Source organism: Kineococcus sp. DHX-1 (assembly GCF_042473625.1).
Classification (GTDB): domain Bacteria; phylum Actinomycetota; class Actinomycetes; order Actinomycetales; family Kineococcaceae; genus Kineococcus.
The window spans coordinates 3,646,000-3,665,552 of sequence record NZ_CP170445.1 but is presented as its reverse complement, the minus strand read 5'-3'; the positions used below and the strand labels follow the sequence as shown (position 1 = coordinate 3,665,552).

The 19,553-nt window shown below is 72.7% G+C and carries 19 protein-coding genes; 11 read left to right on the top strand and 8 right to left on the bottom strand.

All coding sequences use genetic code 11. The features are described from left to right. Window positions 1-13 precede the first annotated feature (13 nt). On the bottom strand, window positions 14-616 hold the full coding sequence (locus ACFEMC_RS17505) for a LysE/ArgO family amino acid transporter (protein ID WP_380170830.1): 603 nt from the start codon (window positions 614-616) through the stop codon (window positions 14-16). Window positions 617-686: 70 nt separating this feature from the next. Here ACFEMC_RS17505 and ACFEMC_RS17500 point away from each other — a divergent pair, with 70 nt between their 5' ends. Together ACFEMC_RS17500 and ACFEMC_RS17495 are read left to right on the top strand one after the other, a co-directional pair. After that, on the top strand, window positions 687-1,553 hold the full coding sequence (locus ACFEMC_RS17500) for a LysR family transcriptional regulator ArgP (protein WP_380170829.1): 867 nt from the start codon (window positions 687-689) through the stop codon (window positions 1,551-1,553). 46 nt (window positions 1,554-1,599) lie between these two features. After that, window positions 1,600-2,088, top strand: a complete 489-nt coding sequence (locus ACFEMC_RS17495; protein ID WP_380170828.1) for a DUF427 domain-containing protein — start codon at window positions 1,600-1,602, stop codon at window positions 2,086-2,088. Window positions 2,089-2,129: 41 nt separating this feature from the next. Here ACFEMC_RS17495 and ACFEMC_RS17490 read toward each other — a convergent pair whose 3' ends face one another. The 3 genes from ACFEMC_RS17490 to ACFEMC_RS17480 all read right to left on the bottom strand — a co-directional run bounded on the left by ACFEMC_RS17490 (window position 2,130) and on the right by ACFEMC_RS17480 (window position 5,016). Beyond that, window positions 2,130-2,480 (bottom strand): GlsB/YeaQ/YmgE family stress response membrane protein, encoded by a 351-nt coding sequence (locus ACFEMC_RS17490; protein ID WP_380170827.1) that lies wholly within the window; start codon window positions 2,478-2,480, stop codon window positions 2,130-2,132. A gap of 103 nt (window positions 2,481-2,583) precedes the next feature. Continuing rightward, window positions 2,584-3,918, bottom strand: a complete 1,335-nt coding sequence (locus tag ACFEMC_RS17485; protein WP_380170826.1) for an extracellular solute-binding protein — start codon at window positions 3,916-3,918, stop codon at window positions 2,584-2,586. A gap of 90 nt (window positions 3,919-4,008) precedes the next feature. Then, window positions 4,009-5,016, bottom strand: a complete 1,008-nt coding sequence (locus tag ACFEMC_RS17480; RefSeq protein WP_380176856.1) for a LacI family DNA-binding transcriptional regulator — start codon at window positions 5,014-5,016, stop codon at window positions 4,009-4,011. A 272-nt stretch (window positions 5,017-5,288) separates the two neighbouring features. On the opposite strand from ACFEMC_RS17480, the gene ACFEMC_RS17475 reads away from it, so the two are divergent. The 5 genes from ACFEMC_RS17475 to ACFEMC_RS17455 are packed head-to-tail and all read left to right on the top strand — an operon-like array spanning window position 5,289 to window position 10,849. After that, window positions 5,289-6,830, top strand: a complete 1,542-nt coding sequence (locus ACFEMC_RS17475; RefSeq protein ID WP_380170825.1) for an alpha-N-arabinofuranosidase — start codon at window positions 5,289-5,291, stop codon at window positions 6,828-6,830. 36 nt (window positions 6,831-6,866) lie between these two features. Next, entirely contained in the window at window positions 6,867-8,162 is a 1,296-nt protein-coding gene (locus tag ACFEMC_RS17470) for an ABC transporter substrate-binding protein (RefSeq protein WP_380170824.1), read from the top strand. Continuing rightward, window positions 8,162-9,112 (top strand): carbohydrate ABC transporter permease, encoded by a 951-nt coding sequence (locus tag ACFEMC_RS17465; protein WP_380170823.1) that lies wholly within the window; start codon window positions 8,162-8,164, stop codon window positions 9,110-9,112. The genes ACFEMC_RS17470 and ACFEMC_RS17465 overlap by 1 nt, the downstream gene beginning before the upstream one ends. A gap of 1 nt (window position 9,113) precedes the next feature. Beyond that, entirely contained in the window at window positions 9,114-10,004 is an 891-nt protein-coding gene (locus ACFEMC_RS17460) for a carbohydrate ABC transporter permease (RefSeq protein ID WP_380170822.1), read from the top strand. After that, the gene (locus ACFEMC_RS17455) at window positions 10,001-10,849 is read left to right on the top strand and encodes a phytanoyl-CoA dioxygenase family protein (RefSeq protein WP_380170821.1); all 849 of its coding nucleotides are present in this window, start codon (window positions 10,001-10,003) and stop codon (window positions 10,847-10,849) included. The genes ACFEMC_RS17460 and ACFEMC_RS17455 overlap by 4 nt, the downstream gene beginning before the upstream one ends. A 69-nt stretch (window positions 10,850-10,918) precedes the next feature. Here the strand turns inward: ACFEMC_RS17455 and ACFEMC_RS17450 are convergent, their stop codons facing one another. Beyond that, window positions 10,919-11,758 (bottom strand): SDR family oxidoreductase, encoded by an 840-nt coding sequence (locus ACFEMC_RS17450; RefSeq protein ID WP_380170820.1) that lies wholly within the window; start codon window positions 11,756-11,758, stop codon window positions 10,919-10,921. 119 nt (window positions 11,759-11,877) lie between these two features. Here ACFEMC_RS17450 and ACFEMC_RS17445 point away from each other — a divergent pair, with 119 nt between their 5' ends. Next, on the top strand, window positions 11,878-12,240 hold the full coding sequence (locus tag ACFEMC_RS17445) for a DUF1801 domain-containing protein (RefSeq protein ID WP_367638282.1): 363 nt from the start codon (window positions 11,878-11,880) through the stop codon (window positions 12,238-12,240). Here the strand turns inward: ACFEMC_RS17445 and ACFEMC_RS17440 are convergent, their stop codons facing one another. After that, window positions 12,241-12,861 carry an L-threonylcarbamoyladenylate synthase gene (locus ACFEMC_RS17440; RefSeq protein WP_367638283.1) on the bottom strand — a complete coding sequence of 207 codons (621 nt, stop codon included), beginning with the start codon at window positions 12,859-12,861 and terminating at the stop codon, window positions 12,241-12,243. Window positions 12,862-13,042: 181 nt separating this feature from the next. On the opposite strand from ACFEMC_RS17440, the gene ACFEMC_RS17435 reads away from it, so the two are divergent. Then, complete coding sequence (locus tag ACFEMC_RS17435) at window positions 13,043-13,609, top strand: manganese efflux pump MntP family protein (RefSeq protein ID WP_380170819.1); 567 nt, start codon at window positions 13,043-13,045, stop codon at window positions 13,607-13,609. A 22-nt stretch (window positions 13,610-13,631) separates the two neighbouring features. Here ACFEMC_RS17435 and ACFEMC_RS17430 read toward each other — a convergent pair whose 3' ends face one another. Continuing rightward, complete coding sequence (locus tag ACFEMC_RS17430; protein WP_380170818.1) at window positions 13,632-15,452, bottom strand: hypothetical protein; 1,821 nt, start codon at window positions 15,450-15,452, stop codon at window positions 13,632-13,634. An 81-nt stretch (window positions 15,453-15,533) separates the two neighbouring features. Then, the gene (locus ACFEMC_RS17425; RefSeq protein ID WP_380170817.1) at window positions 15,534-16,259 is read right to left on the bottom strand and encodes a GNAT family N-acetyltransferase; all 726 of its coding nucleotides are present in this window, start codon (window positions 16,257-16,259) and stop codon (window positions 15,534-15,536) included. Between the two features lie 102 nt (window positions 16,260-16,361). Between ACFEMC_RS17425 and ACFEMC_RS17420 the strand changes: the two genes are divergently transcribed. Beyond that, window positions 16,362-17,879: a diguanylate cyclase domain-containing protein gene (locus ACFEMC_RS17420; RefSeq protein ID WP_380170816.1), complete on the top strand. Its 1,518-nt coding sequence runs from the start codon at window positions 16,362-16,364 to the stop codon at window positions 17,877-17,879. 93 nt (window positions 17,880-17,972) lie between these two features. After that, complete coding sequence (locus ACFEMC_RS17415; RefSeq protein ID WP_380170815.1) at window positions 17,973-19,553, top strand: methyl-accepting chemotaxis protein; 1,581 nt, start codon at window positions 17,973-17,975, stop codon at window positions 19,551-19,553.

Here is a 19,553-nt window from a genome sequence, read left to right as displayed (position 1 = left end):
GGGCGACCGGTGGTCAGCCCCGGGCGACGAGCTGGACCGCGAGCACGACCATGACCACCGCGACGACGACGTCGAGCACACGCCACGCTCCGGGGCGGGCGAAGACGGGACGCAGGAGCCGGGCGCCGCGCCCGAGGAGCGTGAACCACGCGGCGCTGCCCAGGGCGGCGCCCGCCCCGAACCACCAGCGCTCGCTGCCGTGGGCCGCCGCGACCGAGCCGAGCAGGACGACGGTGTCCAGGTAGACGTGCGGGTTCAGCCACGTCAGCGCGGCCGTCGTCGCCACCACCCGCGCCAGCGGGACGGGCGCTCCCGAGGTGTCCGCGCGCAACGCCCCGGGCCGCCACGCCCGCCGCAGCGCGAGCGCGCCGTAGGCGAGGAGGAACGCCGCCCCCGCCAGGCGCAGCACCGTCAGCAGGCCCGGTGCCGCCGTGACGAGGGCGCCCGCCCCCGCGACCCCGACGCCGATGAGCAGCACGTCGCTGGCGATGCACACCGCCACGACGGCGCCGACGTGCTCGCCGCGGACCCCCTGCTGGATGACGAAGGTGTTCTGCGCGCCGATCGCGACGATGAGGGAGAGCCCGAAGGCCAGCCCGGTGAGGAGGGTGAGCACGGTCCCGACGGTAGGGACCGCACCGCCCGGACTCCAGCTCAGGAATCTCACGCACCTTTAGCATCGCTTCATGAGCGCCCGCGTGGACTGGGACCTGGCGCAGCTGCGCGCCCTGACGGCCGTCGTCGCCGAGGGGTCGTTCGACGCCGCCGCACGGACCCTCCACGTCACGCCGTCCGCGGTCAGCCAGCGCCTGCGGGCCCTCGAGACCGCCGCAGGCCGGCCGCTCCTCGTGCGCAGCCGCCCGCCACGCCCCACGGAGGCCGGGCAGGCCGTGCTCCGGCTCGCGCGCGAGGTGGACCTGCTGGCCGCCGAGACCGAGCGGGCCGTCCGGCCGGCCGACGCGCCGCCCGTGCTGCCGGTCGCCGTCAACGCCGACTCCCTCGCGACGTGGTTCCTGCCCGCGCTCGCGCCGCTGGCGGGGGAGTTCTCCTTCGACCTGCGCCGGGAGGACCAGGAACGCACCCACGAACTGCTGCGGGAGGGCAGCGTCGTCGCGGCGGTGACGACCGAGGCCGACCCGGTGCCGGGCTGCCGGGCCACCCGTCTCGGCGCCGTCCACTACCAGCCGTGCGCCACCGTGGCGTTCGTCCGCCGCTGGTTCCCCGACGGCGTGACCCCGGCCGCGCTCGACCGCGCCCCCCTCGTCGTCTTCGACCGGGACGACGACCTGCAGGACAGCTGGTTGCGCGGGCAGGGCAGCCCCGGCGGTCCCCGCCACCACGTCCCGGCGACGGCCGACTACGGCGACGCCGTGCGGCTGGGGTTCGGGTGGGGACTGCTGCTGCCCGAGCAGGTCACCACCGGACTCGCGGACCCGCTGGTCGACCTCGACCCCGGCGGCGGGCTGGACGTCGACCTGCACTGGCAGCGCTGGAAGGTGGGCTCGCCCTCGCTCGACCGGCTCAGCGAGGCGGTGCTGGCGGCCTGGCGCTGACGGGCTCCGCTCGCGGCCGGCGACGTGCGGGACGACCCTGACCTGCGTGAGCGAATCCTGCTGGGACTACCCGCGCCCGCCGCGGCTCGAACCCGCGCGCCGGCGCGTGCGCATCCACGACCCCGAGGGCCGGCTGATCGTCGACGTCCTGCCCGACGAGCAGGCGCCGCGGGCCTGGCGCGTGCTGGAGACCTCGCACCCGCCGACGTACTACGTCGCGGGCGACGCCGTGCTTTCCGGTGCCGTGCGTCCCGGGCAGGGCCGGAGCTGGTGCGAGTGGAAGGGGCAGGCGTCCTACGTCGACCTCGTCGGTGAGGACGGCGGTGTCCTGCGACCGCAGGCCGGCTGGTTCTACCGGCAGCCGACACCGGCGTACGCGGCGCTCGCGGGGGCTCTGTCGTTCTACCCCTCCGGGGTGCGGTGCCTGCTCGACGACGAGGAGGTCCAGGCGCAGGAAGGGGACTTCTACGGCGGGTGGATCAGTTCGGAGGTGACCGGCCCGTTCAAGGGGGCGCCGGGCACGATGGGCTGGTGACCCTCGGTCGGGGGCGGCGCGTGCCGCCCCCGACGGGGAGGTCAGCGGGCGCGACCGCGGATGGCGCCGACGATGCCCACGCCGATGACGGCGATGATGACCTGGAACACCAGCTGGATGAAGCTGAAGCCGTTGTTCGTGTTCACGACCGCGCTGGCGAGTGCGGTGCCGATGAAGGCCGCGACGATGCCGATGATGATCGTCAGCAGGATGGAGATGTTCTGCTTGCCGGGCATGACCAGGCGAGCGAGCGCCCCGATGATCAGACCGACGATGATTGCCGTGATGATGCCGGTGGGGTTCACGCGTTCCTCCAGTTCGTCGGGGCCCGTGGATCTCTGCGGGCCCGCACCGGAGGCCGGAAGGCTCCCGGTGCGCCCGAAGGCTTCCACGGTTCACCGGGCTCCGCGCGCTGGAACCGGCCGGACGGGCGGACGGCGGGTGGTCGCCCACCCGCCGTCCGTCGCCGTCGACGCTGCGTGAACGGGACCCCGGTCAGGACCCGGCGGTCGCGTCCATGGCCTTGGCGAACTCCTCCGGTGTGGAGGACAGGCCGAAGAGCTTCTCGATGTTCTCCAGCAGCGCTTCCGCGGCCGTCGGCGAGAGCGCCTGGTCCCAGGACTGCTGGAACGAGGGGGCCTTCGAGGCCAGGTCGTAGACGAACTTCAGCCACTCGCTGTCCTCGCCGCTGCCGAACTCGCTGTCCGAGCCGGTGACGATCGGGACGTTGCCCGACGCGATCCAGGCCTTCGTCGTGGCGTCGGTGACCAGGCCCTCGGCGAAGAACTTCTTGGCGTCCGTCTTGGCCTTGTCGGTGGCCTTGGAGGACATCGCGTAGTACCCCGACGGGTTCCCGACGGTGTTCGCCATGTCGCCCTTGCCGCCGGCGACGGAGGGGAAGGTGCTGAACGCGAGGTTCCCTCCCGTCACGAAGTCGCCGCCGTCGCTCTTCATGGAGCCGTAGACCCAGGAGCCGTGCAGCATCATCGCGGCCTTGCCGCTGTACAGCAGGGCCTGGTCGGCGTTGGAGTCGGCCGTGATCGAGGCGAAGCCGTTGACGAAGCCGCCGGCCTTCACGAGGTCCTGCACCTTGGTCAGGGCCGCGATCGAGTCCGGCTGGGACCAGGCGTCCGGCTGACCCTCGTAGATGGAGGTGAACAGCTCCGGGCCGCCGATGCGGTCGTAGAGGTACTCGAGCCACATCATGTTCGTCCAGCGGGACTGCCCGCCCAGGGCGATCGGGGCAATGCCCGCGCCCTTGAAGACGTCGACCAGCGCCATGAGCTCGTCCCACGTCGTCGGGATGTCGGCGCCCACCTGCTGGAAGAGCTTCTTGTTGTAGTACATGACGATGGGGGCGACCGTCTCGCACGGCACCGCGTAGATCTTGCCGTCGACGGTCGCGGCCCCGAAGGCGCTCGCGAAGAGCTTGTCCTTCAGGGCGGCGTTCTCGGCGAAGAAGGACGTGAGGTCCTCCACCTGGGAGTTCTTGACGTAGTCGCGCAGACCGCCACCACCCCAGGTCGGGATGATCGTCGGCGCCTGGTTCGCACCGATGGCGGTCCGGATCTTGGCCTTGAAGGCGTCGTTCTGGAAGGACGCCATCGACAGCTTCGAGTCCGGGTTGGCCTTGTTGAAGGCCTCGATCGCGTCGCTGCGGATGCCCTCGGCCGGCTGGCCCGTGAGGAACCACATGCTCGCGCCGTCACCTCCGGAGCCGCCGGCGGCGGCGCCGGGTCCGGAGTCGCCGCACGCGGCGAGCGAGACGCCCAGGGGGGCGGCGAGGGCCAGGGCCAGGAAGGTCCGCCGGGCGGCGGTGGGGGACGTCATCGTTCTCTCCCGTTCGGAGTCGGGGCGCGGCGGTGCGGTCCCGTGTATCGATATCATCGCCCGCGACGTCCGGGACCTGTCAAGAGCCGGTCAGGAGCGTCCCGTGGACTCCCGCTCGAGGACCCGGAACGAGACGGTGACGTCCTGCGGGAGCGCTCTCGGGCTGGCGATCCGCCGCCCCAGCAGGTGCACGGCCTGGCTGACGAGCCCGTCGAGGTCGGGGGCCACCGACGTCAGCGACGGGATGTGGAACTCCGCGTCCTCGACGTCGTCGAAGCCCACGACGAGGACGTCGTCCGGGACGCGGACGCCGTGGTCGGCCAGACCCCGCACGACGCCGAACGCCAGGGTGTCGGTGACGCAGAAGATGCCGTCGGGCACCTCGCCCCGGCGCAGCAGGTCGCGGGCGCAGGCGGCGCCCGCGGCCTGGGTCACCCCGGCGTAGGCCGCCGAGGCCTGCAGCCCCTGCTCGTGGACGACCCGGGCGAAGCCCTCGGCGCGGAGCACGAACGCCGCACCCTCGGGCAGGGTCACGTCCTGCAGGTCCGTGAGCGTCGGGAAACCCACCAGGGCCAGGCGCCGGCAGCCCCGGTCCAGCAGCAACCGGGTGGCCGCCTCCGCGCCCGCCACGTTCGGCATGCTCACGTGGTCGACGGTCTGGTGCAGTTCCTGCTCGCCGAGGACGACGACGGGAACCTCCCGGCTGAGGGCGTTGATCTCGCGCTCGGTGAGTCCGAGGGCGGCGATGACGAGCCCGTCGTAGGCGTTGAGCCGGGAGTCGCGGAACGCGGCGAGCTCGCCCTCGCGGCTGGCGTGCGTCTCCTCGACCACGGTCGCGAGCCCGGCCTGGGAGAACGCGAGGACGAGCCGGTGGGCGAGCCGGCTGTAGTAGTGGCTGTCGAGGGTGGGCACGGCGATGCCGACGACACCCGTGCGCCCCTGTCGCAGGCTGCGCGCCGCGACGTTGACCTGGTAGCCGAGCCGGTCGACGGCTTCGAGGACCGTGCGGCGGGTGGCCTCGCTCACGGGGCGCCGGCCCGTCAGGGCGTTGGAGACGGTCATCGGGGAAACCCCGGCTTCCGCCGCGACGTCGCGCATCGTCACCACGTCCGGCTCCTCCTGTTCCGGCCCGCCGGTTCCGAGGGCGGGTCGGGACGAAGCTACCGCCGTCGGTGGCCCCTTGACAGTCCGGGCGGGCGTCATCAGTATATCGATACACACAGAGTGGGAGCCGGTGCTGGTTCCCCTGGACGGCGCGACGAGTCGAGGACGATCGCCCGCCGCCGTCCCCCTCCACCGAACCCTTGCGAGGACACGTGCTCACCGCTGACGAGGACACCGCATCCAGTACGACCACCACTAGTGACGACGTGGTCCCCTCCCGGGTGGTCCGCGCCGTGCTGGAGGCGGACCTGCCCGGCCCGCGCATCAACCGGCACCTGTACGGGCACTTCGCCGAGCACCTCGGCCGCTGCATCTACGGCGGGTTCTGGGTGGGGGAGGACTCCGACGTCCCGAACGAGGGCGGTCTGCGCCTCGACGTCGTGGAGGCGTTGCGCGCGTTGGACATCCCGAACCTGCGCTGGCCGGGCGGCTGCTTCGCGGACACCTACCACTGGCGCGACGGGGTGGGTCCGCGGCAGGACCGGCCCACGATGGTGAACTCGCACTGGGGCGACGTCGTGGAGGACAACTCCTTCGGCACCCACGAGTTCATGGCGTTGTGCGAACTCCTCGGGGCCGACCCGTACGTCTCGGCCAACGTCGGCAGCGGAACCGTCCGCGAGGCGGCGGAGTGGATCGAGTACCTGACCCGTGCCGACGACTCCCCGATGGCGCGCCTGCGCCGGCAGAACGGCCGCGACGAACCCTGGAGCGTCCCGTTCTGGGGACTCGGCAACGAACCCTGGGGGTGCGGCGGCGGCATGGGGTCCGGCGCCTACGCCGAACTCGCCCGGCAGTTCGGGACCTACAGCCTCGACCACGGCGACAACCACCTCTACCGCATCGCGGCGGGCGCGGCCGACGCCGACTACCGCTGGACCGAGGTGCTGATGCAGAACCTCGGCCGGCACCTCGGGGTCGGCGAGGTCACGGGCCACGGCACGAACACCTACCAGGCGGTGTCGTTCCACCACTACACGATCGTCGGGGACACCTGGGACGCCAAGGGGTCGGCGACCCGCTTCGACAGCGACGAGTACTACCGCACGATGGTGAAGGCCGCCGCGATCGAGCGGATCCTCGCCGGCCACGCCGCCGTCATGGACGCCTACGACCCGGAGAAGCGCGTGGGGCTCGTCCTCGACGAGTGGGGGACGTGGTTCGACGTCGAACCCGGCACGAACCCCGGGTTCCTCTTCCAGCAGAACACCCTGCGGGACGCCCTCGTCGCCTCGGTGCACTTCGACGCCTTCCACCGGCACGCCGACCGGCTCGTCATGGCGAACATCGCCCAGACGGTCAACGTGCTGCAGGCCATGCTGCTCACCGACGGCGACGCGCTGGTCCTGACCCCGAGCTACCACGTCTTCGCCATGAACAAGGGGCACCACGACGCGGCCTCGCTGCCGCTGGCCGTCCGCGGGGCCAGCCCGACGCGCACCGTGGGCGACGCCGAGCTCGCGACGTTCTCGGCCTCGGCCAGCACGAAGGACGGGCGGGTCCTCGTCTCCCTCACCAACCTCGACGCCACCGAACCCCTCGTCGTCGAACTCGACGTCCGCGGGGCCCGGGTCGGCTCCGTCGAGGGGCACCTGCTCACGGCGCCGGAGATCTCGGCCCACAACACCGCCACGGACACCCCCGTCGTCGTCGGCGACCTGCAGGACGTGTCCGTCCACGACGGGTTGCTGCGGGTGGCGTTGCCTGCGCACAGCTTCGCCACCGTCGGCTTCGCCGCCGGCGCCTGACCACCTCGTCCAGCCCTTCCGAAGGAGCGACTCCCCGTGACCACGCCCGCCCTGAACCCCTTCCTCAGCCGTCGCCGCGCCCTCGCCCTCGGCGGCCTGGCCGGCGGGGTCGCCCTCACCGCCTCGGCCTGCTCGTCCGGCTCCAGCGGCTCGGGAGACCCGAACACCTTCGAGTTCTGGTCGTTCACCGGCATCAACCAGAAGGCCGACGTCGAGGCGTACAAGAAGCTCGCGCCCGACGTGACGGTGAAGCTGACGGAGGTCGGCAACGCCCAGGAGACCGCCCAGGGCCTGACCACCGCCCTGGCCGGCGGCAAGGTCCCGGACCTCGTCCTCATCCAGGCCGGCGACCTGCCGAAGTTCATGAAGAACCCCGGCAACTTCACCGACCTCGCCACGCTGGGGGCCGACCAGGTCGAGGACGACTACGTCGACTGGGTCATGGCGCAGGCGACGGCGAAGAGCGGGGAGATCGTCGGCATCCCCACCGACGTCGGCGGCATGGGCGTGGCCTACCGCACCGACCTGTTCGCCGCCGCCGGGCTGCCGACGAGCCGGGACGAGGTGAGCGCGCTGTGGCCCACGTGGGAGGAGTTCATCGCCACCGGCCAGCGCTACACCCAGGCCTCCGGCAGCGCCTTCATCGACAACGCGGCGACCACCGTCTTCCTGCAGGCGGTCTCGCAGGGGACCGAGCAGTACTACTCCGCCGACGGGGAGGTCGTGTACGACACCAACCCCGTCGTCAAGGACTCCTTCGACCTCGGGCTGAAGGCCATCGCCGCCGGCATCACGGCCAAGCTGGAGAGCTTCAGCGACGGCTGGAACGCCGGCATGGCCAAGGGCACGTTCGCCGCCGTGGCCGCCCCGTCGTGGATGCTCGGCTCCATCCGCTCGGCCGCCCCGGAGACCGAGGGGAAGTGGGACATCGCCACCATCCCCGGCGGGAGCGGCAACTGGGGCGGCAGCTACCTCGCCATCCCCGCCCGCGCGGCGAACCCGAAGGCGGCGTGGGCCTACATCTCAAAGATGCAGTCGCCGGAGCAGCAGCTGCAGCACTTCATCGAGTCGGGGTCGCTGCCGACGACCCCGGTGAACTACGACAAGCCCGAACTCGTCGACCACACCGACCCGTTCTTCAGCGACGCGCCGACCGGCAAGATCTTCACCCAGGCCGTCCTGGGCCTCAAGCCGTTCCTCAACGGTGAGTACAACACCGAGATCAGCACCGAGCTGCTCAACGCCCTCAACGGCGTCGAGGGTGACGGCGCACCGGCCGCCGCCGCCTGGGACACGGCCGTCAAGGGCATCAAGACGGCGATCGGCGCCTGATGGCCGCCACGCTGACCCCGGGCACCCTCAAGGGGGTGAAGCCCGCAACCGCGACCCGCCCGGTGGAGAAGCGGTGGGAGCGGCTGGCGCCGTACGGCTACGTCGCGCCGTTCTACGTGCTGTTCCTGGTCTTCGGCCTCTTCCCGCTGCTGTTCACGTTCTACGTCGCGCTGTTCGACTGGAACCCGATCGGGGACAAGACCTTCGTCGGGCTGGCGAACTTCCAGCAGCTCGCGGCCGACCCGAGGTTCTGGAACGCGCTGAAGAACACGTTCAGCATCTGGATCATCTCGACCGCCCCGCAGCTGCTCATCGCCCTCGTCCTCGCGCAGGTGCTGAACAGCGCGCTGCTCCGCTTCGCCACCTTCTTCCGGATGGCGATGCTGCTGCCGTACATCACCTCGGTGGCGGCGACGGCGATCGTCTTCGCCCAGCTCTTCAACCGCGACTTCGGACTGCTGAACTGGGTCATCGGCGGCCTGGGTTTCCAGCACGTCGACTTCATGTCGACGCCGCTCGGCAGTCACCTGCTCGTCTCGACCATGGTCGTCTGGCGCTGGTTCGGGTACAACACGCTGCTCTACCTCGCCGCGCTGCAGGCCGTCCCGCGCGACCTGTACGAGGCGGCCGCCATGGACGGCGCGGGTCCGGTCAAGCAGTTCTTCCACATCACGCTGCCCTCGCTGCGGCCGGTCATCGTCTTCACGGTGATCATGTCGACCATCGGCGGGCTCCAGATCTTCACCGAGCCCCTGCTGCTGTCGAACGGGACGCTCACCTGCGGCACGGCCCGGCAGTGCCAGACGCTGTCGCTGTTCCTCTACGAACAGGGCTTCGGGTCCTTCAAGTTCGGGTACGGCTCGGCCATCGGGGTCGCCCTGTTCGCGATCATCGTCGTCGTGGCGTTCATCAACTTCCTGCTCTCGAGCCGACTCGGGAAGAAGGGCTGACATGGCCACCACCACCGGAACCCCGCAGCGCGACTCCGTCCGCGTCCGGACGTCGCGGCCCCGTCGGCGGTCGATCGGCCGGGTGCGCTGGTACACCTACCTGCTGCTCGGCCTCGCCGCGGCGGCATGCATCTTCCCCGTCTACTGGATGTTCGTCGTGTCCTCCGTGGGGTCGCAGGCGGCGACGCAGCTGCCACCCCGTGTCGTGCCCGGCGGGAACTTCCCGGACCTGCTGAGGCTGGTGTTCGAGACGGTCCCGTTCGTGCGCTCGCTGATCAACAGCTTCGTCGTCGCGTCCCTCATCGCGGTCGGTCAGGCGTTCCTCTGCTCGCTGGCCGGTTTCGCCTTCGCCAAGATGACGTTCAAGGGGCGGGACCTGCTGTTCCTCGTCCTCGTCCTGACGATGACCGTCCCGGCGCAGCTCGCGATCATCCCGCAGTACATGATCATGTCGACGCTCGGCTGGGTGGACACCCTGCAGGCGCTCGTCGTGCCGGGCCTGGTCAGCGCCTTCGGGATCTTCTGGATGCGCCAGCACATCAGCGCGACGATCAGCGACGAACTCCTCCAGGCCGCCCGGATGGACGGCGCGAACTCCTGGCAGATCTTCCTGCGGATCGCCTTCCCGGTCGTCCGGCCGGCGGCCGCGGTGCTGGGGCTGCTCGGGTTCGTCAACGCGTGGAACGACTTCCTCTGGCCTTTCATCGTGCTGAAGTCGCCGGACATGTACACGGCGCAGATCGCCATCAAGGCGCTGCAGTCCAACATCTCCGTCGACCTCGGCCTGGCGATGGCCGGCTCCTTCCTCGTGACGGTCCCGCTCCTGGTGCTGTTCGCGTTCTTCGGCAAGCAGATGGTGTCCGGCATCATGGACGGAGCGTTCAAGGGATGAGCACGACGAGCACCACCAGCGCCCCGCTCACCGACGCGCAGGTCGAGCACTTCCTCGACAGGGGGTACGTCGTCCTTCCGGGCTGCTTCACCGCGCAGGACGCGGCGCCGCACGTGGACCGCGCCTGGGAGCGCCTCGGCGTGGACCGGGACGACCCGACGACGTGGGACCGGCCCCGCGTGCACCTGCGCTCCGAGCAGCACCTCGACGCCGCGTCCTTCGCCCCGGCGGCGTACGCCGCGGCCTGCCAGCTCCTGGGCGGGGAGGACCGCGTCGAGACCCCGTGGCGGTGGTCGGACGGGATGATCGCCAACCTCGGGGTCGGCGCCGACCGGCCGTTCGAGGAACCCTCCGCGGCCGTGCCCGGGTGGCACAAGGACGGGGACTTCTTCCGGCACTTCCTGGACTCCCCGGAACAGGGGCTGCTGACGATCGTCCTGTGGACCGACGTGCTCTCCCGCGGCGGCGGCACGTTCGTGGCCACCGACTCCGTCGGGGTCGTCGCGCGGTTCCTGGCCGAGCGCCCCGAGGGCGTCCTGCCCGACGAGCTGCAGCAGACCCGCCTGGTGGAGCAGTGCCACGAGTTCGTGGAACTGACCGGGAAGGCCGGGGACGTCGTGCTCATGCACCCCTTCGTGCTGCACGCCACGTCCCAGAACGTCCTGCGCGCCCAGCGGCTCATCACCAACCCGCCGCTGAGCCTGCGCGCACCGCTGGACTTCGACCGTGCCGACCCCGCCGAGCACTCGCCCGTGGAACGGGCGGTCCTGCGTGGGCTCGGCGCAGAGCGCTACCCCTTCACCCCGTCACGGCCGCGGGAGGCCGTGGTGCCCCGCGGCCGGTGACGGCCCCCTGATCCCGGGTTCCCCTCCGGCGGGCGACGGAGGGGAACCCGGCTCCACGCGCGACGCGGGTCAGAGGATCGGGTTGCCGCCGGTCACCGCGACGCGGGCCCCGGAGACGTAGCTGCCGTCGTCGGAGGCGAGCAGCACGTACACCGGGGCCAGTTCGGCCGGCTGACCCGGTCGTCCCAGCGGCACCTGCTGTCCGAACGTCTCGACCTGCTCCGGCGGCATCGTCGCCGGGATGAGCGGGGTCCACACGGGGCCGGGGGCGACGCTGTTGACACGGATGCCGCGGTCCCCGAGCAGCTGCGCCATCGAGGCGCACATGTTCGCGATCCCCGCCTTGGTCACCGAGTAGGGGATGAGCGTGGGCTTGGGGTTGTCGGAGTTCACCGAGCTGCTGCCGATGATGGACGACCCTCGGCCCATGTGGGGGAGCGCGGCCTTGGAGAGGTAGAAGAACGCGCTGAGGTTGGTGTTCACGGTGAACAGCCACTCCTCGTCGGAGATCTCCTCCAGGGTGTCGTGACTCATCTGGTACGCCGCGTTGTTGACCAGGACGTCGACCTTGCCGAACTCCCGGACGCACGCGTCGACGACGGCCCGGCACTGCTCGGCCTCCGAGACGTCGCCGGCGACGAGCACGGCGCGCCGACCGGCCTCCTCGACCCACCGGGCCGTCTCCTGCGCGTCCTCGTGCTCGGACAGGTAGCTGATGACGACGTCGGCGCCCTCGCGGGCGAACGCGATGGCGACCGCACGGCCGATGCCGGAGTCGCCGCCCGTGACGATCGCCGCCTTGCCGACGAGCTTGTCGTTGCCGCGGTAGGACGTCTCCCCGTGGTCGGGGGTCGGTCGCATCGCGTCGGTGGTGCCGGGGGGTTCCTGCTGCTGGCTGGGCTGGGACACGAGGTGCTCCTGCTCTGGTGCGGGGACGGGACTGACCCGCACCTACCCGCAGGCCCCGGTGGCAACCGCACCGCTGAGTCCCGCCGCTGAGTTCCGCCGCGCACGGCAGTCTGGACGGCATGGACGCACACGAGTACGTCGCGGCCGTCCCGGAGACGCACCGGGCCCTCTTCGAGAGGGTGGACCGCCTGCTGCGCGAGGGTCGCGACGACCTCGAGACCGACCTGTCGTACGGGATCCTGCGGTACCGGCGCCCGGGACCGGCCCGGGCGCGCCGGCCCGCGCTGTACCTGGGGGTGTGGGAGCACGGCGTCTCGCTGTACGGCTGGTCCGCCGACCGCGACGGGGGTTTCGGCGAGCGCCACCCGGACCTGCTCGGTGGCCGCGGCACGCTCAAGCTGACGCAGGCCCGCGCGGGGGAGGTGCCGGACGAGGACCTGCGCGCGCTGTTCGCCGCGGCGCTCGACGGACCGCAGGGCTGATCACTCGAAGCGCGACGGGTCCCCGGCCCCCACGCGCACGACCTCGGGGTACCCCTGCGACCAGTCGACGACCGTCGTCGGCTCGGTCCCGCACTCCCCGGCGTCCACGACGGCGTCGACGACGTGGTCGAGCTCCTCCTTGACGGTCCAGCCGTCCGTGAGCGGCTCCTCGTGGTCGGGCAGCAGCAGCGTGCTCGACAGCAGCGGTTCGCCCAGCTCGGACAGCAGCGCCCGGACGAACGGGTGGTCGGGGATCCGCACCCCGACGGTCTTCTTCTTCGGGTGCGCGAACCGCCGCGGCACCTCCTTCGTGGCGGGCAGGATGAACGTGTACGGGTTGGGCGTCGCGGCCTTGACGGCCCGGAACTGCACGTTGTCGAGGTGCACGAACTGCCCGAGCTGGGCGAAGTCGGAGCACACGAGCGTGAAGTGGTGCCGGTCGTCGAGGTGGCGGATGCGCCGGATGCGGTCGGCACCGGTGTGGCTGTCGAGCCGGCAGCCGAGGGCGTAGCAGGAGTCCGTCGGGTAGGCGATGAGCGCGTCGTCGCGCAGCATCGCCGCGAGCTGGGAGACCGCCCGCGGTTGCGGGTCCTGCGGGTGCACCTCGACGAAGCGGGCCATGGCCCCACTGTAGGACCGGGACCGGCGCGGCGCCGCCGGTGCGCCGAAGACCTGCGTGCGGTGCGCCGCAGCCCTCGATCCGTTTGTCCTGCAGCAGGTCCGGCGGTCCACCGCGAGTTCCCCCGGGGCGGGACGCTGTGGTTCCCTGGGCGTCGCTCCCGACCGGAAGGCCGCCACGCCCGTGTCCCTGTGGACCCTGCTCGTCATCGCCCTCGGCGTCTCCGCCGACGCCTTCGCCGTCGCCCTCGGCAAGGGGCTGCACCTGCGCCGGCTCACCGTGCGCAGCGCGGCGTCACTGGCCCTCGCCTTCGGGTTCTTCCAGGCCCTCATGCCCGTCCTGGGCTGGGCCCTGGGCCGGCAGTTCCGCGGCTACATCACGGCGTTCGACCACTGGGTCGCCTTCGGGCTGCTGGCCCTCATCGGCGGCAAGATGCTGTGGGAGGCGTTCACGGGCGGCGCGGACGAGGAGGAGGACAGCGACGGCATCCCGTTGCGGCAGCTCCTGCTCCTCGCGCTGGCGACGAGCATCGACGCCCTCGCCGTCGGCATCAGCTTCGCGTTCCTCGACGTCGCCATCGTCCCGGCCGCCCTCGCCATCGGCGTCACGACGGCCGTCATCACCGCCGTCGGTGCCGTCATCGGCCACAAGGCCGGCAGCCGGTTCGGCAAGCCCGCCGAGGTCCTCGGCGGGCTGATCCTCATCGCCATCGGCGTGAACATCGTGCTGGAGCACACCGGCGTCCTCTGAGGACCCCGTCGAGGAGCCTCGGTCAGGCCCACCCCCCGGCCGCGGAGGCGGCCACGGCCAAGACCCACAGCACCCACGGCAGCACCGGGCGCACGGGCCCGTCGATCCGCACCGGGGCACGCCGTTCGTGCCGAGCGCCGTCGCGCGCCTGCAGCAGCGCCGCCCGCAGTTCCGGCCCGGTCCGCCAGCCCCGGCGCAGGAACCCGGGCAGCCTCGTCGCCGCGACGGGGACCTCCACCTCCTCCACCGGGAACTCCCCGTGCCCGGGCCCCTCGGCCAGGCCGGGGGTGAAGTCGGTGACGAGGGTGAGCTGCAGACCGCCGCTCTCCACGACCTCCGCCTCGACGAGGCCGTCCCAGCCGTGACGGGTGGCCCGGCCCAGCGGCGGGACGACCTCCAGACCGTCCTCGTCCCACCGGACCCGGGGGCGCAGCCGGAACCACCACACCAGTTCCAGGGCGAGCAGACCCAGCGCCGCGGCGCTCACCGTCCGCAGCACCCCGGGGCCGAACGGCGTGCCCGGCCACCACCCGGCCAGCCAGCCGGCCACCCCGTCGACCCACTCCAGGCCGACGGCTGCGACGACGAGCGCCGGGACGGCGCTCAGCAGCCCCACCCACAGCGGGGTCGTGTGCCGTCCCGCCACCGCCACGACGCCGTCGAGCGGGACCACGTCCTGCTCCGACAGGTCCTCGACCGGGACCTCGAGCAGCGGCAGCCCGTCCTCGTCGACCTCGGGGTCCCGCAGGACGAGGGGCGGACCCCCAGCGCCGTCGACGGCGGGGGCGAGCACCGGCAGCCACGCCCCGTCGACCCGCAGCGCGCACCAGCGGCCCGGCAGGGGCAGGCCCGAGAGCTCGACGGGGACCGGGTCGGGGAGTTCCCAGACCTCCTCGGGTCCCTCGTCCTCCTCCTCGTGCGGAAGGGCGAGCGCGAGCACCGGCTCGTCGTCGGGGCCGGCGTCGAGCGGGTGGACGAAGGCGATCCCCGGCAGCAGGCGGGCGTTCGCGTGCCAGCGCGGCTGCTCCTGCGTGAGGAACGCGTGCCGTCGTCGGTGCCGGGCCTGGAGCGCGACCCCGGTGGCGAGCAGCGCCGCCGCGCCGAACCCCGCCCCTGCCCAGGCTCCGAAGGGGTCGTAGGGCTCGCTGAGCAGGCGTGCGGACCCGTCGTCGAACGCCCACAGCCGGACGTCGGTCCCGACGGGGTAGTCCGCCGGGTCGTAGACGTCCACGGTCCGCCGACCGCCCGCGTCGAGGGCCACGTCCACGGTGAACTCGTCCGTGTCCTGCGCGACGACCCGGCCCTGGCGGACGGGGGCGCCCGCCTGCGCCTCGCCTTCGTGCCACGACAGCACACCGGCGAGCGCCAGCATCGCCACCAGCAGCCCGGCCGCGCCGAGGAGACCCGGGGTCGCCCGCGGGAGCGGTGCGACCTCGGCCGTCGCGGGTGACGTCACGGGCCCCGTCACCCCCGGGTCCGGACGCCGCCGGCGGCGGGCGACGACCGCCGCCTGAAACCCGACGTGGGCGGCCGCAGCGGCCCAGGCCCACCACGGGTTGCCGGTCCCCGCGCTCACGAGGAGCCCGACGACGGTCGCCGCGAGCGCCGTGGGACCGTGCACGGCCGTCAGGACGGCCCCGGCCACGGCGAGCCCGAGTCCCGCGTCGCCCACCGGGTCCGGCGCGCACGGGGCGGCGAGGGTGCAGGGGTCGGCGGGCTCGGAGAAGACGACCACGAGGAACCCGCCGAAGGTCGCGGCGGGCCACCAGGCCCGGGTCCACCGGGGCAGGTGGCGCGAGGGCAGGGTGGCCAGCCAGGCGGTGTCGAGGGACCGTGCGTTCACCCGGCGATCATCGGGACCCCGTGATCACCGCTGGAGCCGTTCGGGCGGATCGTTGCGGGAGCGAGTCCTGCGGCGGACCCGTCAGCGGTCCTGTGGTCCCGGCGTCCGGACCGCCGCGAAGTCGAGCGTCCGCCGCAGGCGGAACCCCAGGTGCTCGTAGAGCCCGATCGCGCCCGTGTTGTGCGCCGCGGCGTGCAGGAACGGCAGCTCGCCGCGCGCCCGGATCCCGTGCGCGACGGCGCGGACGAGGGTCGTCGCCAGGCCCCGGCCGCGCGCCGAGGGGTCGGTGCAGACGGCGCTGATCTCCGTCGCCGCGCCCAGGCGCAGCCGTTCCCCGGCCATGGCCAGCAGCCGGCCGTCCTCGCGGATCCCCAGGTAGCGGCCCATCACGCGCGTGCGCCGCCCGAACGGGCCGGGCCGGGTGCGGTCGACGAGGTCGAGGGCGTCGTCGACGTCGTCGGGTCCGAGCTCCACCAGCCCCGGGACGTCGTCGGCGGCGCGCGAGGCGAACGCGTCGGTCGCGACGAGCTGCACGCCGGGCAGGGCCGAGACGAGCTCGAAGCCGTCCGGGGGAGGGACGGCCAGTGCGGGCAAGACGACCGTCGCGTCCGGCCCGGCGGCCGCGGCGAGGTCCGCCCAGGCGGCCCGGTCGGCCTGGTCGGCGAGGCCGCCGAACGGGGAGACGTCCTCGGGGTAGCGGCGCCCGGCCCCCGCGCCGACGGCGAGCCCGGCGTGCACGCCGGTGAGCGCGGCCCAGACGGGGTTGTCCAGCAGGGTCTCGAGGTCGTCCAGGCGGTCGTCCGGCACCGGCGCATGCTCGCAGACCGCCCGGACCTCTCAAGGTGGGCCCCGGCCCTGCCGAGTCCGCAACGGAGGGCGACCGTGGGTCGCGGGACGAGGGGGACGACCGTGACGAGCGCGCGCCACCGTCCCCTGCTCGCCGGGACCGCCGTCCTGCTGACGACGCTGGTCGGCCTCGGCGTCGCGCAGCTCGCGCTGGGCCGCGGCAGCCACCCGGCGCTCCTCGCCTTCGGGCTCACCGAGACCGTCGTCTCCCTCGTCGCCGGCCTGCTGGGGCTGTGGGCCGCGCGCCGGCTGGCCGCGGGCTGGGTGCGGCGCGCCCGGGGGCTCTTCGCCGTCGGCTGCCTGCTGTGGAGCCTCGGCCAGGGCGTCTTCACGGCGCAGGACGTCCTCGGCCTGGGGCTCGCGGCGACGACCTGGGCCGACCTGCCGTTCTCCTTCTACTACGCGCTCGCGGTCGTCTCGGCCCTGGTGCACCTGCGGGGACGGATCCGCGCCCACATCGGGGTGCGCACCGCGATCGACGGTGCGCTGCTGGGGTTGTCGCTGTTCACCGTCGTCTGGGTCCTGTGGCTGGGGGGCGCCGTCCGCGTCTCCGACAGCCCGCCCGGCGACCTCGTCGTGCCCATCGCCTACCCCGTCGTCGACGTCGTCTTCCTCACGCTGACGCTGGTCTCGCTGCTGGCCACCGGGTCCTCGCGCACCGGGGTGCTCGTCGTGCTGGGCGGGACGGCGTTCGCCGTGGCCGACGTCACCTACTCCTACGCGCTGCTGCACGGCACCTTCGAGACGGGCGGGGTCGCGGACTTCAGCTGGATCGTCGCCTTCGCCTGCTTCGCCCTCGTCTCGCTGCTGCGGCCCGAGCGCCGCACGAGCGCCGTCGCGCCGCCCTCGGAGTCGTGGGCCCGGCTCGTGCCGTACATCGCCCTGCTCCCGGCCGCGTGCGCCGGCGCCTGGCGGTTGTGGGCGGCGATCGACCGCGTCGTCCTGGCGACGCTGCTGGCCGTCGTCGTCCTCGTCGTGCTGCGGCAGTTCCTCACGGTGGAGGACCACCGCCGACTGCTCGCGACGGCCGAGCAGCAGCGCGGGCAGCTCGACACCCTCGCCCACGTCGACCCCCTCACCGGGCTGGAGAACCGCCGCCGGTTCGGCGAGCGGATGGCGGCGGTGGTCCGCTCGGCGCTGCTCACCGGGGCACCCGTCGTCGTCGCCTTCGTCGACCTCGACCGCTTCAAGGCCGTCAACGACACCCTCGGGCACGCGGCCGGCGACGACCTCCTGCGCGGGGTCGCCGACCGGCTGCGCGCCGCCGTGCGCGACGGCGACTGCGTCGCGCGCCTGGGCGGCGACGAGTTCGCCGTCCACGTGACCGACCCCGCCGTCCAGCCCGGTCCCCTCGTCGAACGGCTCCGGCTGGCCCTCCTGGAACCGTTCACGCTCTCCGGGTCCGTCGTCACCGCGAGCGCGAGCACCGGGGCCGTCCGCGGGGAACCGCAGCGGATGGTGGGCGACCTGCCGGCCGGGCTGGACGTGGACGGTCAGGTGGCGGCCCTCGTGGAGTCGCTGCTCGGGACGGCCGACGCCGAGATGTACCGGGTCAAGCGCGGCCGTCGCGTCGTGATCTAGAACCGCCTCTCAGGTCCACCTGGGAGAACGCCGATGGACGGCTGGGTGGGCGCAGTGCTCACAGCCGTCGAACCAAGGCGAAGGTGTTGCGTCGTGTCGTTCTTGCGGAACCTGCGGGTCGCGTCGAAGTTGGTCATCGGTTTCGGGCTCGTGACGCTGCTGCTCGTGGCGTCCACCGTCATCGGGCTGGTCCGGCTGGGCAACGCCCAGGCCGACCTGCAGGAACTCAGCAAGTCCGGCGTCGGGTCGGTACGCACCATGGGCGAGGCCAAGGCCGCCGTGCTGCAGGTCCGGTCCGACGTCCAGAACATCGCGGTCGCCTCGCCCGAGAAGCGCGCCGCGCAGAAGGACAAGCTCGCCACCGACGACAGGCTCCTCGACGACGGGTGGGCGGCCTACCTGGCCAGCAGCCCGCACAGCACCGCGGCGCAGCGGGACGCCTACACCGCGGCCCTCGCGGACTACCGCTCGGCCCGCGCCCAGCTCGTCGACCACGCGATGTCGGGGGACCTCGTGAGCTTCAGCACCTACCGCGAGGCGACGGTGACGCCCAAGGCCACGGTCGTCATGAACACCATCGCCACGCTCATCGACGTCGAGAACAAGGCGGCGGCGCAGCAGGCTAGCGACGGTGCCGCCGCCTACCGCTCCTCCGTCCTCGTCCTGGTCCTCATGGGCGCCGTCAGCGTGGCCTTCGCGGCGCTCGCGACCGTCGTCATCACCCGCTCCATCGTCCGCCCGCTGGGCCTGTCCCTGCACGTCGTCGAGGGTCTGGCCGACGGCCGCCTCGACCAGCGCGTCGACTACGACGGTCGCGACGAGATGGGCCAGCTCGCCACGGCCCTGAACTCCTCGACCGCCAAGCTCGCCGAGGTCGTCCGCGAGGTCACCCGGAACGCGGGCGAGTTGTCCACCTCCTCCCAGCACCTCACCTCCGTCGCGGGGAGCCTGTCGGCCGGGGCGGCCGAGTCCGCCTCGCAGTCGCAGGTCGTCTCGGCCGCGACCGAGGAGATCAGCGCGAACATCGGCACCGTCGCCGCGGCGGGCGAGGAGATGACCTCGGCCATCCGCGAGATCGCCACCTCCACCGCCACCGCGTCCCAGACCGCCGCCACCGCGGTGGCCGCCGCCCAGGACGCCGAGGCCACCATCACCCGCCTCGGGGCCTCCAGCCGCGAGATCGGCGACGTCGTCAAGCTGATCACCTCCATCGCCGAGCAGACGAACCTGCTGGCCCTGAACGCGACCATCGAGGCCGCCCGCGCCGGGGACGCCGGCAAGGGGTTCGCCGTCGTGGCCGGGGAGGTCAAGGAACTCGCGCAGCAGACCGCCCGGGCGACCGAGGAGATCGTTGCCAAGGTGAACGCCACGCAGGCCGACGCCGGGGCGGCCACGGGCGTCATCGCCCAGATCGCCGACGTCATCGCCCAGATCGACGGCCTGCAGGCCACCATCGCCGCGGCCGTGGAGGAGCAGTCGGCGACGACGAGCGAGATGGTCCGCAACGTCACCGAGGTCTCGACGGGGTCCCAGGAGATCGCCGCGAACATCACCGGCATCGCCCGCGCCGCCGGCCAGACCACTGACAGCGCGTCGCAGACGGCGGCCACGGCCGACGAGGTGTCCCGCGCCGCGAACCGGCTGAACGAGCTCGTGGCCGGTTTCCGCGTCTGA

Bases quoted from the DNA above. Each gene is read 5' to 3' on its own strand.
- ACFEMC_RS17485 (WP_380170826.1), bottom strand. From the start codon at position 3,918: ATGACGTCCCCCACCGCCGCCCGGCGGACCTTCCTGGCCCTGGCCCTC.
- ACFEMC_RS17455 (WP_380170821.1), top strand. From the start codon at position 10,001: ATGAGCACGACGAGCACCACCAGCGCCCCGCTCACCGACGCGCAGGTC.
- ACFEMC_RS17445 (WP_367638282.1), top strand. From the start codon at position 11,878: ATGGACGCACACGAGTACGTCGCGGCCGTCCCGGAGACGCACCGGGCC.
- ACFEMC_RS17500 (WP_380170829.1), top strand. From the start codon at position 687: ATGAGCGCCCGCGTGGACTGGGACCTGGCGCAGCTGCGCGCCCTGACG.
- ACFEMC_RS17460 (WP_380170822.1), top strand. From the start codon at position 9,114: ATGGCCACCACCACCGGAACCCCGCAGCGCGACTCCGTCCGCGTCCGG.
- ACFEMC_RS17480 (WP_380176856.1), bottom strand. From the start codon at position 5,016: ATGCGCGACGTCGCGGCGGAAGCCGGGGTTTCCCCGATGACCGTCTCC.
- ACFEMC_RS17440 (WP_367638283.1), bottom strand. From the start codon at position 12,861: ATGGCCCGCTTCGTCGAGGTGCACCCGCAGGACCCGCAACCGCGGGCG.
- ACFEMC_RS17465 (WP_380170823.1), top strand. From the start codon at position 8,162: ATGGCCGCCACGCTGACCCCGGGCACCCTCAAGGGGGTGAAGCCCGCA.